Below are 17,843 nucleotides of genomic sequence, written 5' to 3'. Positions count from 1 at the left end.
CTTGGGGTTTGCCGTTTTTTCGTGGTATAAAGCAAGCCAGATATGATTTCAGGCATTCCAGAATGAATCGTGGTTTTTATACCATCATGGCGGCGCAGTTCTTTTCCTCGCTGGCCGATAACGCCCTCTTTTTTGTCGCCGTCGATTTATTGGTGTCCATGAAATCCCCGGCGTGGATCACGCCGCTGCTCAAACTATCGTTCGTGCTGTTTTACGTGCTGTTGGCCGCTTTTGTCGGCGCCTTCGCGGATGCATTGCCCAAAGGCAAGGTCATGTTCATCGCCAACATGGTCAAGATCTTCGGCTGCGCCCTCGTCTTCTTCCACGTGCATCCGCTGCTGGCCTACGCCGTCGTGGGTTTTGGCGCGGCCGTGTACTCGCCCGCCAAGTACGGCATCCTGACGGAACTGTTGCCGCCGGAAAAGCTGGTGGCGGCGAATGGCTGGATCGAAGGCTTGACCGTCACTTCCATCATCCTGGGCACCGTCATGGGCGGCGCGCTCGTCAGCGGCCACGTGTCCGACATGCTGCTGTCCATCGACATCCCGCTGATCGACACGGGCATCACCAACAAGACGGAAGCGGCCCTGTGCGTGGTGGTCGGCATCTATGCGCTGGCGACCCTGGCCAACCTGAAGATTCCCGACACGGGCTGCGTGTATCCGCACCAGGAACGCAATCCTATCAAACTGATCACCGATTTTGCCAATTGCTATTCCATTCTGTGGAAAGACAAGCTGGGCCAGATCACCCTGGCCGTGACGACCCTGTTCTGGGGCGCCGGCGCCACCTTGCAGCTGATCGTGCTGGAATGGGCCAAGCAATCCTTGAACATGCCTTTCGACAAGGCAACCAGCCTGGTGGGCGTGGTGGCCATCGGCGTGGCTGCCGGCGCCGTGCTGTCGGCCCGCTTCATTCCGCTGCGCAAGTCACTGACCGTCATTCCGCTGGGCATCGCCATGGGCGTGATCGTCATGATGATGACGCAAGTGCATTCCGTATGGATCGCCTACCCGCTGCTGATACTGATCGGCGCCCTGTCCGGCTTTTTCGTCGTGCCAATGAATGCCCTGCTGCAACACCGCGGCCACGTGCTGATGAGCGCTGGCCACTCCATCGCCGTGCAGAACTTCAATGAAAACCTGTCGATCCTCACCATGCTGGCCGTGTATTCGATCATGATCCGCCTGCACCTGCCGCTGAACATCATCATCACCCTGTTCGGCCTGTTCGTGGCCGGCACCATGTACATGATCATGCGCAAACACAAGTTGAACCAGGCCGAGCACGATAATCTGTCCTTGATCGGCGAGCAAAAACATTAAACCCAGCAAGGGCTGGGGTCAGACCCTCAGGGTCTGACCCCGGATTTCGTTTTGGGTTGAGCGTTTTACATCCGATAACCTGTCCTTGATTCGCGCGCAGCAGCATGAATTTCGAGGGCTGACCTGGCGGGTCAGACCCAGGCATTACGCAGGTAGCGCGCCCGTTATTCGCCGCGCGGCAGCCTGCTCCGTCCAGTCGTGGGGCACGACAAACCCTCTCTCGCGTTCCACTTCCCAGCCTTCGACAGTATCCACCGTAGCCACCATCACGGGTTGCGCCAGATCAAACAACTGCGCGCGCAAGGCATCCACGTCCAGCACGTCCACGTCGCGCCCCTTGAATGGCGCCAGCCATTGCAGACGCGGCAGCACGACATAGCGCTGCGCCGGCAGTTGTGCCGGCGTGCACCAGAAACCGTGTCCGTGTTCGTGGGAAATACCGTCCAGGGCGGGCGTGGCACCGGCCGCATAGAACAGCCAGCCCTTGACCAGCGCCTGCGCCGCGCGCACGGGCTGCGCCAGCAAGCCTTGCGCGGCCGGATGGCGGGACAAGGCCAGTTGCTTGTCCAGGATCTTGCGCATCTTCAAGCCCAGGGTATCGGCCAGGTTGGGGCCGATCAAGTGATTGAAGACACCGGGATCGGGCGCGCCTTCGAGCAGGTAGAACTTGGTGGCAAATTCCCAGTGCAACAGCGAATCTCCGTCACGCAGCAGGAAATCGAACTCGCCCACCGTATCGTTGCGGTTCACCTGCACTTGCAAGCCATGCGCTTGCAGCAGTCCATGCTGTGCAAAATAAAAGGCCAGCAGCTTTTCAGCATACAGGCCCAGGCGGGAATAGAATTTCGGCCCCAGCGCCGCATCGAGCGGCGACGGGTCCTCTTGCAGCGCCCCCAGCCAGGCAGCCAAGGCAGGCGTGACGGGCGCGAGGCTGGCGATGCGCCCACCCCAGTGGGGACTGGCCGGGTCCAGCAAGTCGGGCGAATCGAGCAGCCAGGCCAGCGCACGCACGCGGGGGTGCGTCAGGTGGCCCCAGCGGCGCTCGAAGCGGGCCTGGAAAGCGCCGGCGGCCCCGTCAATCACCGTGCGTGCTTTTTGCCAGACACAGGTCGGCCCAGGCGCGCGCTTTGGCCTTGCCTGTCTCGTCCTGCAGCAACATTTCCGGGTGGAAGGTGGCAACGACAGAGGCATGGCCCAGCTGGCGCACGGTGCCACGCACGGGTTTCTCGCCGGGAGTGATGCCGGCGGCGGCCATCGAACCGAGGGTGATGATGGTGCGCGGCTGCAGCAGGGCCAGTTCGCGCTCGAAATACGGACGGCAGGCGGCCGACTCGGCTTCGGTGGGCAAGCGTTCCTGGCCTGCCTCGTCGAGCGGACGGCATTTCAGCAGGTGGGTGACATACACATCGCGGCTGGCGTCGACTTCGATGGCTTTCAGCATATTGTCGAGCAATTTTCCCTGCTCGCCCGGCAAGGCGCGCCCTTCCCGTTCTTCCGCGCGCGACGGGCTGCTGGCCAGCATCAGCCAATCGCCCTGGCGGTCGCCACGGCCCATGACGACGCCCTTGCGCGTCTTGCACAAGTCGCAGCGCGCGCACTTGGCGACGGCCGCCGTCAAGCCATCCCAGTCGAGGGCGGCGATATCGGCGTCGCTCAGCTGTCTGGCGGGCGGTGGCGGCGGTGCATCGTCGAACCAGGCCGTGTCGTCAGGCGCCGCCACGGCGGGCGCTGGTGTGGCGGCGGGGACCGGCGTGGCGGCGACGGGCGCAGCAGCAACGGCGACAGGCGCCTCCACCTGCACTTCGGCAACCACCTCGGCTACCACCTCAGTTACTATTTCAAGCGCTTCGGCCACAGGCTGCACCGCGGCAGCTTGCACGTCCACGGGAGCCGCGACGACAGTGTCAACGGCCTCGGGCGCGGCGCCGTGGCGCAAGCGCCACAATGGCCCCACGCCCATTTCATCGAGAAAAACGGCGCTGCGGCTCATAAGGTATAACGCATCACGATGGCGTCCTCACGTTGCGAGTTGCTGGCCGGATAATATCCCTTGCGCCGGCCTATCTGTTCAAATCCATAGCGCTGGTAAATATCGAGCGCGCGCACGTTCGACGGGCGGACTTCCAGCAGCATCGATTCCATGCCCAGCTGGCGCGCGCAGGCGCAGGACTGGTTCAGCAGGAAACGGCCCAGGCCCTGTCCCTGGATGGCGCCCTCGACGGCCACGTTCAGCAAGTGCGCCTCGTCGACGACCAGCATCAGCAAAAAGTAGCCGAGCAAGGTGCCATCCACGTCGCGCAGCACCCAGGCCGGATAGCCGCTCTTGAGGGAATCGACGAAGTTGCCATGCGTCCAGGGATGCGGATACACGCGCTGCTCCAGCGCCAGCACCTCGGACAGGTCCGTCTCCAGCATCGGCTGATAGTCGAGGCGCAGCAAGTCCCATGCAGCACTGCCGGCCTGCGTCACTGCGTCCTGGCCCGCCACACTCATTGTGCCGACTCCGCAGCGGCCTTGGCCTGTTGCATGTCCAGCCGTTCCGCGCTCGTGTAAGCGATCTTGTTGCGCAAATACAAAGGCTGTGCATCGGCCGCCTTGACGAAATGGCCGGCCGCAAAAGCGATGCGCGCCAGCTGCCCCACCTGCACGGCGTGCGGCATGATGGCGGCGTCGGCAGTCGCGGCGCACGGCAGCGGGGCCAGGGCGTCGGCATAAGTGCCAAAACCGTTGCCGCAACCGACGACGTCGCCTTGCGGCAGCACGCCGGCCGGCGCGCTCAGGGCCGGCGGCACGATGGCCTGCAAGCCATCCTGGTAATCGTATTGCGCCCAGTACACTTCGCCCATGCGGGCGTCGAGCACGGTCACGATGCGCTGCGCGCCATGCTGCTGGTGGCATGCCAGCGCCATGGCGTCGAGCGTGACGACGGGCACGACGGGCAGGCTGGCGCCGTAGGCCAGGCCCTGGGCGATGCCGCAAGCCGTGCGCACGCCCGTAAACGAACCGGGGCCGGAGCCGTAGGCGATGGCGTCCACGTCCGCCAGGGTTACGCCCGCTTCCGCCAGCAATTCCTGCACCATCGGCAAGATGGATTGGGAATGGGTGCGCACGCCCGACGAGGCGCGGGACAGGACGACATCGCCGCGCAGCAAGGCGCAGGAGGCGAGTTCGGACGAGGTTTCAATAGCAAGTAAGGTGGGAAGTAAGGTAGACATAGCGTATTTTACCTTGCCGCGCCATGGCGCGGCACTCCCCGCTGCGGCATGCCCGGACAAGCCGGGCAGCCATCCGGCTGACCCCGCTTGCACAGCGGGCCCGCGAGGACGGCTATAATGAAAGACGCAGCTGATTATTTGACCGGCATCAAGCCTGCCGCGCCAAGCAACCGCTCAGTCATTTTCAGCCCTTATTTTCAGCCATTACCAAGTCATTACCAAGTTCAGTCATTGCTAAGCCACATCGTCTTTCCACTCTTGCCCTGGTCCGCTCCGTGAATCCACTTCTTGCTAAACTGCAACCATATCCATTTGAAAAGCTGCGCCAGCTGTTTGCCGGCGTGACGGTCAACCCCGACTATGCGCCCATCAGCCTGGGCATGGGCGAACCCAAGCACCCGACGCCGGCCTTCATCGAGCAGGCATTGGTCGACAATATTCACGGCCTGGCCAGCTATCCGACCACCATCGGCTCGGAAGCCTTGCGCGGCGCCATCGCCGGCTGGCTGGAACGCCGCTATGGCATCCCCACGCTCAATCCTGCCACGCAAATCCTGCCCGTAAACGGTTCGCGCGAAGCGCTGTTTGCGCTGGCGCAAACGGTGATCGATCCGTCGGCCGGCTCGCTGGTGATCAGCCCGAACCCGTTTTACCAGATCTATGAAGGCGCGGCCTACCTGGCCGGCGCCGAACCGTATTTCGTCAATTCCGACCCGGCGCGCAATTTCGGCTGCGACTACGACAGCGTACCGGCCAGCGTGTGGGAAAAGGTCAAACTGCTGTTTTTGTGCTCGCCGGGCAACCCGACGGGCGCCGTGCTGACCCTGACGGACTGGGAACATTTGTTCGCCCTGTCCGAGCGCTACGACTTCGTCATCGCCGCCGACGAGTGCTATTCCGAGATCTACCACGGCGACACGCCGCCGCTTGGCGCGCTGCAGGCGGCGCACATGCTGGGCCTGTCCACCATCGAGCGCCCGTATGCGCGCCTGGTGGTGTTTTCCAGTCTGTCGAAGCGCTCGAACGTGCCGGGCATGCGCTCGGGCTTTGTCGCCGGCGACGCGGAAGTGCTGAAAAAATTCCTGCTCTACCGAACCTACCACGGCGGCGCCATGAGCCCTGCCGTGCAGGCGGCCTCCGTCGCGGCCTGGAACGACGAAACCCATGTCGAGGAAAATCGCGCCAAGTACCGCGCCAAGTTCGACGCCATCACGCCGCTGCTGCAATCGGTGATGGACGTGCAACTGCCGGACGCCGGCTTCTACCTGTGGGCCGACGTCAGCCGCACGGGCCTGTCCGACACCGAATTCGCGCAACGCCTGTACGCCGAATATAATGTCACGGTATTGCCTGGCAGCTACCTGGCGCGCGACGCGCACGGCATCAACCCGGGCCGCAACCGCATCCGCATGGCCCTGGTGGCCGAAACGGCCGAAGGGCTGGAAGCGGCCTTACGCATAGTAAAATTCTGCCAGCAGCTTTCCGCATCCGCCTCAATCAACTAAACAAGACATCATCATGAGCCAACAACTGCAAAACATCATCGACCAGGCCTGGGAAAACCGCGCCGAGATCAATCCGGGCAACGGCACGGCCGAACTGCGCGACGCCGTCTCCCACGTCATCAATGGCCTGGACAACGGCAGCATCCGCGTGGCGGAAAAGACCTCGGGCGACTGGGTTGTCAACCAATGGGTCAAGAAAGCCGTGCTGCTGTCGTTCCGCCTGGAAGACAACGTCGTGCTGCCATCGGATGGCACGATGCAGTTCTACGACAAGGTGCCGACCAAGTTCGCCAACTACACGAAGGAAGACTTCGCCAAGGGCGGCTTCCGCGTGGTGCCGCCAGCCGTTGCCCGCCGCGGCAGCTTCATCGCCAAGAACGTCGTGCTGATGCCGTCCTACGTCAACATCGGCGCCTACGTCGATGAAGGCGCCATGGTCGACACCTGGGCCACCGTCGGTTCCTGCGCACAGATCGGCAAGAACGTCCACCTGTCCGGCGGCGTCGGCATCGGCGGCGTGCTGGAGCCCATGCAAGCGAACCCGACCATCATCGAAGACAACTGCTTCATCGGCGCCCGTTCGGAAATCGTCGAAGGCGTGATCATCGAAGAAAACTCCGTCATCTCGATGGGCGTGTACATCGGCCAGTCGACCAAGATCTACGACCGCGCCACGGGCGAAGTGACCTACGGCCGCGTGCCAGCGGGCTCCGTCGTGGTCTCGGGCAACCTGCCTTCGGAAGACGGCAAGTACTCGCTGTACTGCGCCGTGATCGTCAAGCGCGTGGATGCGAAGACCCGCGCCAAGACCGGCATCAACGAGTTGCTGCGCGGTATCTGATTACTGCGCCGCAAGGCGCACGCAACAGTCTGAATGTCCCGCCCCGGCGGGACATTTTCGTTTCCAGAACACAACTTCAATCGTCCTGCAGCCATCTCCCATCCTGTCCTATACTGGATGGCATGAATACTCCTCCCGTATTGATCGTCGGCGCCGGTCCTACCGGCCTCATGCTTGCCTTGCGCCTGGCGCGCCATGGCGTCGATTGCCGCATCATCGACAAGAACAGCGGACCGGGCCAGGCGTCGCGGGCCATGGCCGTGCATGCGCGCACCCTGGAGTTTTACCAGCAGCTGGGCTTTGCCGACGAGCTCGTCAGCCTGGGGATCAAGATCAACGCCATGCACATCCACGAGGCCGGCGAGGAGCTGGTCAAGCTGGCGCTGGGCGAGATCGGCGAGGGGCTGAGCCCCTACCCTTTCGTGCTGAGCCTGCCCCAGGACGAGCATGAACGCTTTCTCATCAGCAAGCTGGCGGCGGCTGGCGTGCATGTGGAATGGAACGTGGCGCTGGACCTGTGGACGCAGGACGATAGCGAAGTGCAAGCCATTGTGCTCAAGGATGGCGAACGACAATATTGCACGTTTGACTATATCTGCGGCTGCGATGGTGCCCGCAGCAAGGTGCGCGAGATTGCCGGCTTTGACTTTTCCGGCGGCACCTACGATCACCTGTACTACGTGGCCGATGCGCAAGTGGCCGGCAACAACACGGATCTGCACGCCCACCTGGGCGCGAATTCGTTTGCGCTGATGCTGCCCGTGCGCACCAGCGGCATGCAGCGCCTGATCGGCATCCTGCCCGACCGCCCCGATGGCGCGCCGGCGCCCGTCTTCGACGACGTGCGGGAACAGGTGCAAGCCTTGCTGGGCATCCAGGTCGAGCACGTAAACTGGTTTTCCACATATAAAGTGCATCACCGGGTGGCGGGCCAGTTCCGCGCGCGGCGCTGCTTCATCCTCGGCGATGCAGCCCATTTGCACAGTCCCGTGGGCGGCCAGGGCATGAACACGGGCCTGGGCGACGCCGTCAACCTGGCCTGGAAACTGGCGCAAAAGCTGCACGGCCAGAGCAACGACGTCCTGCTCGATACCTATGAAAGCGAACGCATCGTGTTTGCCCGCAAGCTCGTCGCCACCACCGACCGCGCCTTCCAGGCCATCGTCGCGCAAGGCATCGCGGGGCAATTCCTGCGCCGCTGGCTGGTGCCCCATGCGCTGCCCTTCCTGTCCAGCTTTGGGCGGGCGCGCCGCCTGCTGTTCCAGACGGTGTCGCAAATCCAGATCAGCTATGAAGACAGCGCCCTGTCCGCGGGCCATGCGGAATACCTGCGCGGCGGCGACCGCCTGCCGTGGTTCTCCGATGGCACGCAAGACAATTTCATCGCCCTGCGCAGCATGGATTGGCAATTGCACATCTATGGCGAGCCCGCGCCCGAACTGCTGGACGAGGCGCGCGTGCTGAAACTGCCCGTGCATTGCTACACCTTCAATGTCGCCGCCAAGCTGGCCGGCCTGGGCCGCGACGCGGCCTACCTGATACGTCCCGACGGCCATATCGCGCTGGCCCTGCACCTGCAGGAAAGCGGCGCCCTGCGCGCCCTGGCCCTGCGGCTGGGCCTGCATTTCGGCCCGGCGGAGCCAGGCAAGGCGGCGCCGCGGCCCGTCTAGGAAAAATCCGGGGACATGTTGCAGCGCCGCATCGAGTAGCGCAACGACTGTATAATGGCGGCTAACATCGCATATCGCGCCAGCGCAAGCGCCGCGATCAAGCGAACCGCATTCATTCCCCGTTAGCCCGACCACTATGACCATTACACTCTACGGTATCCCCAATTGCGATACCGTCAAAAAGGCCCGCACCTGGCTGGCCGCACAGCAAATCGAGTTTACCTTCCACGACTTCAAGAAGCAGGGACTGGAACGCGCCACCGTCGAAGCGTGGCTGGCCCAATTGCCGTGGGATGTGCTGGTCAACAAGAAAGGCACGACCTGGCGCGCCTTGTCCGACGAGCGCAAGGCGTCCACCGTCGATGCGGCCAGCGCGTTGGCCCTGATGCTGGAAAACCCATCCATCATCAAGCGCCCCGTGCTGGACAAGGATGGCCAGTTCAGCGTGGCGTTTTCGGATGCGCAGTACAAGACCCTTTTCTCGCTGTAACCATAATTAGTTGACCACCGGAACGCTGTTGCCGGCACGACCTTACCCATGACCACCTCCAAAACCCTCGCCCTGACCGAAAAACTGATCGCCCTGTCTTCGGTCACGCCCGATGACAAGGGCTGCCAGCAGCACCTGATCGATATCCTCACGCCGCTGGGCTTTGTCTGCGAGACGATACAGTCGAACGACGTCACCAACCTGTGGGCGCGCCGCGGTACCACGTCGCCCGTGTTCGTGTTTGCCGGCCATACGGACGTGGTGCCCACGGGCCCCGTCGAGCAATGGCGCTCGCTGCCGTTCATCCCCACGCACCGCGACGGCAAGCTGTACGGCCGTGGCGCGGCCGACATGAAGACCTCGATTGCCGCCATGGTGGTCGCTTGCGAGGAATTCATCGCCGCCACGCCCGAACACACGGGCTCGATCGCCTTTCTGATCACCAGCGACGAGGAAGGCCCGGCCACGGACGGCACCGTCATCGTCTGCGACAAATTGAAGGCACGGGGCGAGCAGATCGACTATTGCCTGGTGGGCGAGCCCACGTCGAGCGCGCAACTGGGCGACATGATCAAGAACGGCCGCCGCGGTTCGCTGTCGGGCCGGCTGACGATCAAGGGCGTGCAGGGCCACATTGCCTACCCGCACCTGGCGAAAAACCCGATTCACGAAGCGGCGCAGGCGCTGGCCGACCTGGTCGAGGAGCAATGGGATGCGGGCAACGAGTACTACCTGCCGACCACGTGGCAAATGTCCAACATCAATGCGGGCACGGGCGCCAACAACGTGATTCCGGGCGATATGGTGATCGACTTCAATTTCCGCTTTTCCACGGCCAGCACGGCGGAAAGCCTGCAGCAACGAGTCCACGCCATCCTCGACAGGCATGACCTGCAGTACGATTTGCAATGGACCTTGAGCGGCCTGCCCTTCCTCACGCCGCGCGGCACCCTGTCCGATGCGCTGTCCGCCGCCATCGAGCAGGAAACGGGCATCGTGACGGAGCTGTCGACCACGGGCGGCACCTCCGATGGCCGGTTTATCGCGCAGATCTGCCCCCAAGTGATAGAATTCGGGCCGCCCAATGCCAGTATTCACAAGATCGACGAGCACATCGAACTGCGCCACATCGATCCCCTGAAGAATATCTACCGGCGCACCCTGGAGCATTTGCTGCCCGTCTGAACCTGAATACCGAGGCCCGTCACGGCGGGCCAGAACACCGTCTTTTCGAGAATGCCATGACCCCGAACCCGTTTTCCACGCCACGCGACCTGCTGCGCTACGCCGTTACCCGTTTTAATACCGCCAAGCTGTTTTTCGGCCACGGCAGCGCCGAAGCGTTCGACGAAGCCGCCTATCTGGTCCTGCACACGTTAAAGCTGCCGCTCGACCGGCTCGAGCCTTTCCTCGACGCCAAATTGCTGCCGTCGGAAGTGGCCAACGTGATGACCGTCATCGACCGCCGCAGCATCGACCGCGTGCCGGCCGCCTACATCACCAAGGAAGCGTGGCTGGGCACGTATAACTTCTACGTGGACGAGCGCGTGATCGTGCCCCGCTCCTTCATCGCCGAGCTGATCCCCGAGTACTTCTCGCCCTGGGTGCCGGAACCGGACGCCGTGGAAAACATCCTGGAACTGTGCACCGGTTCGGGCTGCCTCTCCATCATGATGGCCGACGCCTTCCCGAACGCCGCCGTGGACGCCGTGGACATTTCCGCCGACGCGCTGGCCGTGGCCAAGCGCAACGTCGACACGTACAAGCTGCAGGACCGCGTCACCCTGATCGAATCGGACCTGTACGCGAACGTGCCGGCCAAGAAATACGATTTGATCATCAGCAACCCGCCGTACGTGAATTCCGCATCGATGGGCGCCCTGCCCCAGGAATACCTGGCCGAACCGCAAATCGCCCTCGACGGCGGCAGCGACGGCATGGACCTGGTGCGCAAGATCATCGCCGGCGCGGCCGAACGCCTGACGGACGACGGCATCCTGATGATTGAAATCGGCAACGAACGCGCCTACGCGGAAGCGGCCTTCGGCGAGCTGGGCCTGACCTGGCTGACGACGAGCGCCGGCGACGACATGGTGTTCCTGCTGACGGCCGAGCAGTTGAAGCTGGTTTAATGGGTTTGGTAGGTCGGATTAGCGTAGCGTAATCCGACATGCCTGTGCGGCACCCGTCGGATTACGCCCTTCGGGCTCATCCGACCTACACGATGTTTTTACGGCGAGGGTCAAAGCCCCGCCTTCACAAAGAAAAAAATGATACGTTTCCTACAAGTAAGCCTGATGCGCGGCATCAAACCGTTGCTCGAACAAGTCGACGTCACCCTCAATCCGGGCGACAAGATCGGCCTGATCGGCGCCAATGGCGCGGGCAAATCGAGCCTGTTCGCCATGATGCGTGGCGAATTGCACCCTGACCAGGGCGAGATCGATTTCCCCGCCAAGTGGCGCGTGGCTTACGTGGCGCAAGAAACGCCGCCGCTGGACCGTGCCGCGCTCGACTACGCGATCGACGGCGACGTCACCCTGCGCAAGCTGGAAGCGGAACTGGCGCGCCTGGAATCGGAACCGGCCACGTCGGAAAACGGCATCGCCATCGGCGAGATCTACAGCGCGCTGGCCGACGCCGACGCCTACACGGTACAGTCGCGCGGCGAGCAATTGCTGCTGGGCCTGGGCTTCACCCTGGACCAGATGCAGCAACCGGTGGCCAGCTTCTCCGGCGGCTGGCGCATGCGCTTGAACCTGGCGCAAGCGCTGATGTGCCCGTCCGACCTGCTGCTGCTCGATGAACCGACCAACCACTTGGATCTGGACGCCATCATCTGGCTGGAAGACTGGCTGAAACGCTACGCGGGCACCTTGCTGATCATTTCCCATGACCGCGACTTCCTCGACGAAGTGGTCAACGTGGTCGTGCACATCGACGAGCGCAAGCTGAAACGCTACTCGGGCAACTACTCGAGCTTCGAGCGCCAACGCGCGGCGCAGATGATCCTGGCCGCCGGCGCGCTGGAAAAGCAGCAGCGCAAGCGCGCCCACCTGGAATCGTTCGTGAACCGCTTCAAGGCGCAGGCCTCGAAAGCGCGCCAGGCGCAAAGCCGCATGAAGGCGCTGGCGAAGATGGAAGAGCTGGCGCCCTTGCGCGCCGCCGCCGAATTCTCGTTCGAATTCCGCGAGCCGTTGAGCGCCCCGAACCCGCTGCTGGTGATGGAAGACGTCGATGCCGGCTACAAGATCGAGAACGAAGCGACGGGCGCGGTCACGCATAAAACCATCGTCAACGGCATCAAGTTTTCGCTGCAGATCGGCCAGCGCATCGGCCTCCTGGGCCAGAACGGCGCCGGCAAATCGACCCTGATCAAGACCATCGCCGGCGAACTGATGCCGTTGAGCGGCGACGCAACCATGGGCAAAGGCCTGAACATCGGCTACTTCGCCCAGCACCAGGTGGAAATGCTGCGCCATGACGAATCGCCGCTGTGGCATCTGGCGAAGATCGCCCCGACCGTGCGCGAGCAGGAACTGCGCAACTTCCTCGGCGGCTTCAACTTCCCCGGCAACATGGTCACCGCTTCGATCGCCCCGTTCTCGGGCGGCGAAAAAGCCCGTCTGGCGCTGGCCCTGATCGTCTGGCAGCGTCCGAACCTGCTGCTGCTCGATGAACCGACCAACCACTTGGATCTGGAAACGCGCGAAGCGCTGACGGAAGCGCTGGCCCAGTTCGAAGGCACCCTGGTCGTCGTTTCCCATGATCGCCATTTGCTGCGCGCCACCACCGATGAATTCATCATCGTTGCCGACGGCAAGCTGCAACCGTTCGACGGCGACCTGGACGACTACAAGGACTGGCTGTTCAAGACCAAGCTGGGCAAGGGCACGGACGTGCTGCCGGCCGCCGGCAAGGCCAACAAGACCGACTTCCCGGTGACGTCGTCCGTCCCTGCGCCGGCCGCCGCCCCTGCCGCGCCCGTGCGCGACAAGCGCCAGGAAGCGGAAGACCGCCAGAAGGCCGCCGCCCTGCGCAAGCCGATCGAAAACAAGATCAAGCGCCAGGAAGAGCAGATTGCCAAGCGCAACGCGCAAAAGGCGGAAACGGAAGAAAAGCTGGGCGAGCCGACCATCTACGACGCGGCCAACAAGGCCAAGCTGAAGCAATTGCTGGCCGACCAGACCTTCTTCACCAAGGACCTGGCGCAGCTGGAAGCGGAGTGGCTGGACTTGCAGGATCAGCTGGAAAAACTCGGCTAAGGCCAAACACAAAGACGACTCATCGGGTCGTCTTTTTTTCAGGCCACCTGCATGGGACTGGCGCTGCGGATCGCCATCAGGCGGTCGATGTCGACGAGGATCAGCCGGCGCCCCGCCACCGTGCCCAGGCCCAGCAGGTAGTCCGCTTCCGTCTCGCCCAGGCCGGGCACGGCGGCGATGTCGGCGGGCGCCAGGCTGACGATATCGGTGACGCCATCGACCACCATGCCCATCACGCCATTGCTCAGCTGCAGGATGATCACGTCGGTGGACGGGTCGGGTACCCCCTGGGCGCTGCCGAACGCGGCGCGCATGTCGACGATGGGGATGATCACGCCGCGCGACACGGCCACGCTGTGCAGCACTTCCCCTTCAGACGAAAAACGGTCGAGCTCCTTGAGCGGGCGCAATTCCCGCACGCAGCGGTAATCGAGGCCGTATTCGAGGCCGCCCAGCCGGAAGCTCAAGTACTGCGTCAGGTATTGCGCGGTGCCAGCTTCGGCCGTTGCTGCGGCGCCAGGCGTAGTCGTGGGCTGCATGATGATCCTTTCATCCGGTAAGCGCTGCCAGGATGCGCAGTGGCGCAACGATGCAACTTTGGCCCCATGCTAACCAGCATCGACTTGGGCGGCGTTGAGAAAGCGCAACTTTCCCGGAAGACATCATCGCCTGCCGCCACGGCCTTGCGCCGGCGCAGTTCCGCGCCACTTGCCTTACAATACGGACATCGTTTCCCACAGGCCGGCCATGCAACACCTCGTCAACCCCGCTGAAGTCGAATTTTCCGCCATCCGCGCCCAGGGCCCGGGCGGGCAGAATGTCAACAAGGTTTCCAGCGCCATCCATTTGCGCTTCCCCATCGCCGCCTCGTCGCTGCCGGAAGCGTACAAGGAACGGCTGCTGGCCCTGCGCGACAGCCGCATCAGCAAGGATGGCGTGCTGGTGCTCAAGGCGCAGCAGTCGCGCAGCCAGGAACAGAACAAGGAAGAAGCCTTGCGCCGGCTGCAGGAAATCATCGACAGCGTGACCTTCCTGCCTGCCGTGCGCCGCGCCACCAAGCCCACGCGCAGCTCGCAGCGGCGGCGCCTCGACAGCAAGAGCACGCACAGCGTGCTGAAGCAGTCGCGCGGCAAGGTCACGGACTGATTACGGCGGTGGCGAGTACGTCCAGTCCAGGCTGCCCGTGCTGTCCGCAAACACGGGCTGCGTGGCCGGCGTGGCGCTGCGCAGCAGCGCCTTGATTTCCTTGGGCGGCCGGTCGTAGACCTTGGCCGGTCCGGGCGGCACAACCAGCGCGCGCACGGCCGTTTCGCCATCGATCAGGCCCAGGGTGCAGCATGTCTGGCCGGCCGCCGCCTGCCGCTCCTGGCGCACTTGCGCCACCAGCGCCAGCATCTGCGCGTGCATGATTTCCGACTGCTTGACGTCCACGCGCAGCCGCGCCACTTCCTTCAGCACGGGCGCGATGCGCGCGGCCAGCTTGTCGTACTGCAGCTGCTGCGCCGGCTGCAGCTGCAGCTCGCCGCGCCGCAGCTGGCCCGCCAGGGTCAGGTAATTGCGCACCTCGGGCAATTGAGCAATGGCATCGATTTCCTGCTGGCGCTTGTGCTGCACCTGCAAAAACTGCGCGGCCTTTGCCAGGCCGTCCGCGATCCTTTGCTCCAGCGGGCCCAGGTCGGGCACCAGCGGAAACAGCAGCATCTCCACCTGCTTGCGGGGACCGGCGCTGCCGATGCGGATGGTGCGTGCCGCCACGGCGCAGCCTTCGGCCAGCTCGATGACGACCTCGTCGGCGATGATCTCGCAATTGCTGGCACTGTCGATCACCACGCGCGTGCCGGCGATGACGCAGCTTTCGGCCCGCTTCAAGTGGATTTCGCCGCTCAGCGCCTGCAGCACGGAACCGGAGGCCACGCCCTCGACGCGCACGTCGCCGTGCTCGTTGAAGGCCGTGCCGCCCACCAGGTTGCGCTTGAGCCATATCAGTCCGCCATGCGAGTGCAGATGGCCATACACGTCGCCATGGATGGTGATGTCGCTGCCGTCGAGCTGGCGCTGCTCCTGCACTTCGCCATATTCCTCGTAGGCGGCGCGCAGCTTCAGGTTGCCCGTGGTGCGGCTGCTGACGCCTTCGCGGCTGACGATCTTGTTTTCGATGGAGATCTTGCCGTGCTCATCGACATTCACATAGCCATCCTGCGTGGCGACGACGTAATCGCCATCGCTGAAATGCTCGACCGCCGTGCCCACCCCCGCCACCGTGGCCAGGTCCAGTTCCAGCGGCGCGGGCGGCGGCAGCGCCTTGCCGGCCAGGTCGTAGCCGGGCAAGCCGGGCGTGCCCGGCAGCAGGCGCAGCAGGCGCGCGTGTTTTTTTACTTGCGGAAAGCGGTTCTTGAAGCTGAGCAGATCCAGCCGGCCATCGGAGCGTTCGCGCGGCGCATCGTCGCGGTGGATGCCTTGCGACACTTCGACCAGTTGCGCGTCGTGTCCCGGCTGCGGCGGCAGCGTGCGTGCCACCGTGATGCGCTCGGCCTTGCCGCTGTCGAGAATGGCCCGCACGGCCACGCCATCGATGCCGTAGTGCACGCCCTTGCCCCACAGGTCGGCCACCAGCTCGTCAAACTCGCGGCGGGCCGGCATCTGGCCATCCGCGTCAGGGGCCAGCGCTTCAAAGTAAAACTCGGCGCTGTCGCCGCGGATCTTGATCTGCTTATACAGCGCGCGGCGCTGGGGCGGAAATGGCGCCACCCTGGCGGCAATGCGCAGCAAGGCGTCGCCCTTGGGGGCGGCGCGGGGCGCGGGCGCATGGAACAGGGTCAGCAGGAACAAGCCGTAATCGAGGCCCGCCAGCAGCTGCCCGGACAGGAACAGCTGGTCGACGGCGGCGCGCAACTGCGCGGGCGCCAGGGACAGGTCGAAATACACGCCCGCGTCGCGCTGGACCAGGCCATGCGGCAAGCCGCCAGCCTGGACCGCATCAGGAACGGGTGTGTCGTCGTCGCTCACGCCTTGCCTCCCCAGCAACAAATTCAGAGAATTGCCTCAGTGCACTGAACAATATCACGGGGCGTGGCCGTGTGCCTGACTCGGCAAAAATGTGTTTGCCAGATGCAAACAGGGCCATGTCTTGCGAGATGGCCCTGTCGGATGGGAGGCGCGAAGCCTAGCGGCGCGGGGGATTCGAGTAGATATCCTGGCCCACTTCATTGATCTGGCGGCGCAGGTCGCGCCGTTCGTCGGGCGTCATGCGGCCCGTGCGGCGCGAGGCATCAGCGCCTTCGTTGGCGCGGCGCTGCTCTTCGGCGCGCGTGTCGAAACTGCGTGCGTCACGCTGTTCGCGCAGTCGCGTATCATTGCTGTTACTGCGCTGTACCTGTTCATACCGCTGGGCCTGCATTTGCTGCTGGTCGTCACGGCGAGGCGGCGGCTGGTTTTGTGCCAGCGCCACGCTGGCGGCGAACACGGAGCAAACGGCAAATGCGGACAGCACAGTCGTACGTGCGGCAATAGCTGCGCTGGGAGCGGCGTGAATTTTTTTAGTAAAGATATTCATTGAGTTCCTCTTCCGCGATGCCGTATAAACTTAAAGCTGATTTCCACTGTGGCCCCAGTGTATGATGCTTTACACGGTGCAGTAAGAGTAATTGGGTAAAGTTTGTAACACTTTGTAATGGGTCGCCACAGCCCCTTGCCGACGCCGCGCGAGGCGTTACTATAGCAACTAATATAAGATAACACGACACCCTAAATGACCACAACCTCCACATCCGGCAGCAATACAACAACGCAATCGATCCACGGCCACCAGGCAAAAATCATGGTGGTCGATGACGATGTGCGCCTGCGCGACCTGCTGCGCCGCTACCTGACCGAACAGGGCTTCAATGTCTTTACGGCAGAGAGCGCGACGGCCATGAACAAGCTGTGGCTGCGCGAACGCTACGATTTGCTGGTGCTCGACCTGATGCTGCCCGGCGAAGACGGCCTGTCGATCTGCCGCCGCCTGCGCGGCGCGGGCGACCAGACGCCGATCATCATGCTGACGGCCAAGGGCGAGGACGTGGACCGCATCGTGGGTCTGGAAATGGGCGCCGACGATTACCTGCCGAAACCGTTCAACCCGCGCGAGCTGGTAGCCCGCATCGGCGCCGTGCTGCGCCGCAAGGGTCCCGATGAAATCCCGGGCGCGCCGTCGGAAACGCCGCAAACCTTCGAGTTCGGCGACTTCGTGCTGGACCTGGGCACGCGCACCCTGAAAAAGAATGGCGAAACGGTGCCCCTGACGACCGGTGAGTTTTCCGTGCTGAAAGTGTTTGCCCGCCATGCGCGCCAGCCACTGTCGCGCGAGAAACTGATGGAACTGGCGCGCGGCCGCGAATACGAAGTGTTCGACCGCAGCCTGGACGTACAGATTTCACGCCTGCGCAAGCTGATCGAGCCGGACCCGTCGAGCCCGCTGTTCATCCAGACCGTGTGGGGCCTGGGCTACGTCTTCATCCCGGACGGACAGCCGCGCTGATCGCTGGCGAGGC

The 17,843-nt window shown here is 63.6% G+C and carries 17 protein-coding genes; 10 read left to right on the top strand and 7 right to left on the bottom strand.

What is annotated here, in order from left to right; translation table 11 throughout:
• Nucleotides 1–62: 62 nt before the first annotated feature.
• Entirely contained in the window at nucleotides 63–1,325 is a 1,263-nt protein-coding gene (lplT, locus tag GCN75_RS23320; protein ID WP_152284514.1) for a lysophospholipid transporter LplT, read from the top strand.
• Nucleotides 1,326–1,469: 144 nt separating this feature from the next.
• Here the strand turns inward: lplT and GCN75_RS23315 are convergent, their stop codons facing one another.
• From GCN75_RS23315 to tsaB, 4 genes are read right to left on the bottom strand one after another with little or no spacing between them, the layout of a single operon-like run.
• Nucleotides 1,470–2,405 (bottom strand): DUF1853 family protein, encoded by a 936-nt coding sequence (locus tag GCN75_RS23315; RefSeq protein ID WP_226941531.1) that lies wholly within the window; start codon nucleotides 2,403–2,405, stop codon nucleotides 1,470–1,472.
• Complete coding sequence (locus tag GCN75_RS23310; protein ID WP_152284512.1) at nucleotides 2,401–3,315, bottom strand: uracil-DNA glycosylase; 915 nt, start codon at nucleotides 3,313–3,315, stop codon at nucleotides 2,401–2,403. The genes GCN75_RS23315 and GCN75_RS23310 overlap by 5 nt, the downstream gene beginning before the upstream one ends.
• Nucleotides 3,312–3,818, bottom strand: a complete 507-nt coding sequence (rimI, locus tag GCN75_RS23305; RefSeq protein WP_152284511.1) for a ribosomal protein S18-alanine N-acetyltransferase — start codon at nucleotides 3,816–3,818, stop codon at nucleotides 3,312–3,314. The genes GCN75_RS23310 and rimI overlap by 4 nt, the downstream gene beginning before the upstream one ends.
• Entirely contained in the window at nucleotides 3,815–4,540 is a 726-nt protein-coding gene (gene tsaB, locus GCN75_RS23300) for a tRNA (adenosine(37)-N6)-threonylcarbamoyltransferase complex dimerization subunit type 1 TsaB (RefSeq protein WP_152284510.1), read from the bottom strand. The genes rimI and tsaB overlap by 4 nt, the downstream gene beginning before the upstream one ends.
• Before the next feature lie 275 nt (nucleotides 4,541–4,815).
• Here tsaB and dapC point away from each other — a divergent pair, with 275 nt between their 5' ends.
• The 7 genes from dapC to GCN75_RS23265 all read left to right on the top strand — a co-directional run bounded on the left by dapC (nucleotide 4,816) and on the right by GCN75_RS23265 (nucleotide 13,311).
• On the top strand, nucleotides 4,816–6,045 hold the full coding sequence (gene dapC / locus GCN75_RS23295; RefSeq protein WP_152284509.1) for a succinyldiaminopimelate transaminase: 1,230 nt from the start codon (nucleotides 4,816–4,818) through the stop codon (nucleotides 6,043–6,045).
• A 13-nt stretch (nucleotides 6,046–6,058) separates the two neighbouring features.
• Nucleotides 6,059–6,886 carry a 2,3,4,5-tetrahydropyridine-2,6-dicarboxylate N-succinyltransferase gene (gene dapD / locus GCN75_RS23290; RefSeq protein WP_152284508.1) on the top strand — a complete coding sequence of 276 codons (828 nt, stop codon included), beginning with the start codon at nucleotides 6,059–6,061 and terminating at the stop codon, nucleotides 6,884–6,886.
• Between the two features lie 122 nt (nucleotides 6,887–7,008).
• A complete protein-coding gene (locus GCN75_RS23285; RefSeq protein WP_152284507.1) occupies nucleotides 7,009–8,556 on the top strand; it encodes an FAD-dependent oxidoreductase in 1,548 nt (515 codons plus the stop codon).
• A gap of 136 nt (nucleotides 8,557–8,692) precedes the next feature.
• Entirely contained in the window at nucleotides 8,693–9,046 is a 354-nt protein-coding gene (locus GCN75_RS23280; protein ID WP_152284506.1) for an ArsC family reductase, read from the top strand.
• Between the two features lie 48 nt (nucleotides 9,047–9,094).
• Complete coding sequence (gene dapE / locus GCN75_RS23275) at nucleotides 9,095–10,231, top strand: succinyl-diaminopimelate desuccinylase (RefSeq protein ID WP_152284505.1); 1,137 nt, start codon at nucleotides 9,095–9,097, stop codon at nucleotides 10,229–10,231.
• Nucleotides 10,232–10,287: 56 nt separating this feature from the next.
• Nucleotides 10,288–11,178 (top strand): 50S ribosomal protein L3 N(5)-glutamine methyltransferase, encoded by an 891-nt coding sequence (prmB, locus tag GCN75_RS23270; protein WP_152284504.1) that lies wholly within the window; start codon nucleotides 10,288–10,290, stop codon nucleotides 11,176–11,178.
• A 138-nt stretch (nucleotides 11,179–11,316) separates the two neighbouring features.
• Nucleotides 11,317–13,311 carry an ATP-binding cassette domain-containing protein gene (locus GCN75_RS23265; protein ID WP_193317179.1) on the top strand — a complete coding sequence of 665 codons (1,995 nt, stop codon included), beginning with the start codon at nucleotides 11,317–11,319 and terminating at the stop codon, nucleotides 13,309–13,311.
• A gap of 38 nt (nucleotides 13,312–13,349) precedes the next feature.
• Here GCN75_RS23265 and GCN75_RS23260 read toward each other — a convergent pair whose 3' ends face one another.
• Nucleotides 13,350–13,850, bottom strand: a complete 501-nt coding sequence (locus GCN75_RS23260) for a chemotaxis protein CheW (protein ID WP_152284503.1) — start codon at nucleotides 13,848–13,850, stop codon at nucleotides 13,350–13,352.
• A 208-nt stretch (nucleotides 13,851–14,058) separates the two neighbouring features.
• Between GCN75_RS23260 and arfB the strand changes: the two genes are divergently transcribed.
• Nucleotides 14,059–14,457: an alternative ribosome rescue aminoacyl-tRNA hydrolase ArfB gene (gene arfB / locus GCN75_RS23255; protein WP_034749850.1), complete on the top strand. Its 399-nt coding sequence runs from the start codon at nucleotides 14,059–14,061 to the stop codon at nucleotides 14,455–14,457.
• On the opposite strand, the gene GCN75_RS23250 is transcribed toward arfB, so the two are convergent.
• Together GCN75_RS23250 and GCN75_RS23245 are read right to left on the bottom strand one after the other, a co-directional pair.
• Nucleotides 14,458–16,317: a flagellar assembly protein A gene (locus GCN75_RS23250; RefSeq protein WP_152284502.1), complete on the bottom strand. Its 1,860-nt coding sequence runs from the start codon at nucleotides 16,315–16,317 to the stop codon at nucleotides 14,458–14,460. It abuts the gene before it with no gap.
• A gap of 157 nt (nucleotides 16,318–16,474) precedes the next feature.
• Nucleotides 16,475–16,864 carry a hypothetical protein gene (locus tag GCN75_RS23245; RefSeq protein WP_152284501.1) on the bottom strand — a complete coding sequence of 130 codons (390 nt, stop codon included), beginning with the start codon at nucleotides 16,862–16,864 and terminating at the stop codon, nucleotides 16,475–16,477.
• Between the two features lie 264 nt (nucleotides 16,865–17,128).
• Here GCN75_RS23245 and ompR point away from each other — a divergent pair, with 264 nt between their 5' ends.
• Entirely contained in the window at nucleotides 17,129–17,830 is a 702-nt protein-coding gene (gene ompR / locus GCN75_RS23240) for an osmolarity response regulator transcription factor OmpR (RefSeq protein ID WP_223278807.1), read from the top strand.
• Nucleotides 17,831–17,843: the final 13 nt, after the last annotated feature.

Source organism: Janthinobacterium violaceinigrum (genome assembly GCF_009208555.1).
Lineage (GTDB): Bacteria > Pseudomonadota > Gammaproteobacteria > Burkholderiales > Burkholderiaceae_D > Janthinobacterium > Janthinobacterium violaceinigrum.
Note: the sequence above shows the minus strand (reverse complement) of the source record. Positions and strands in the feature narration are given on the sequence as shown.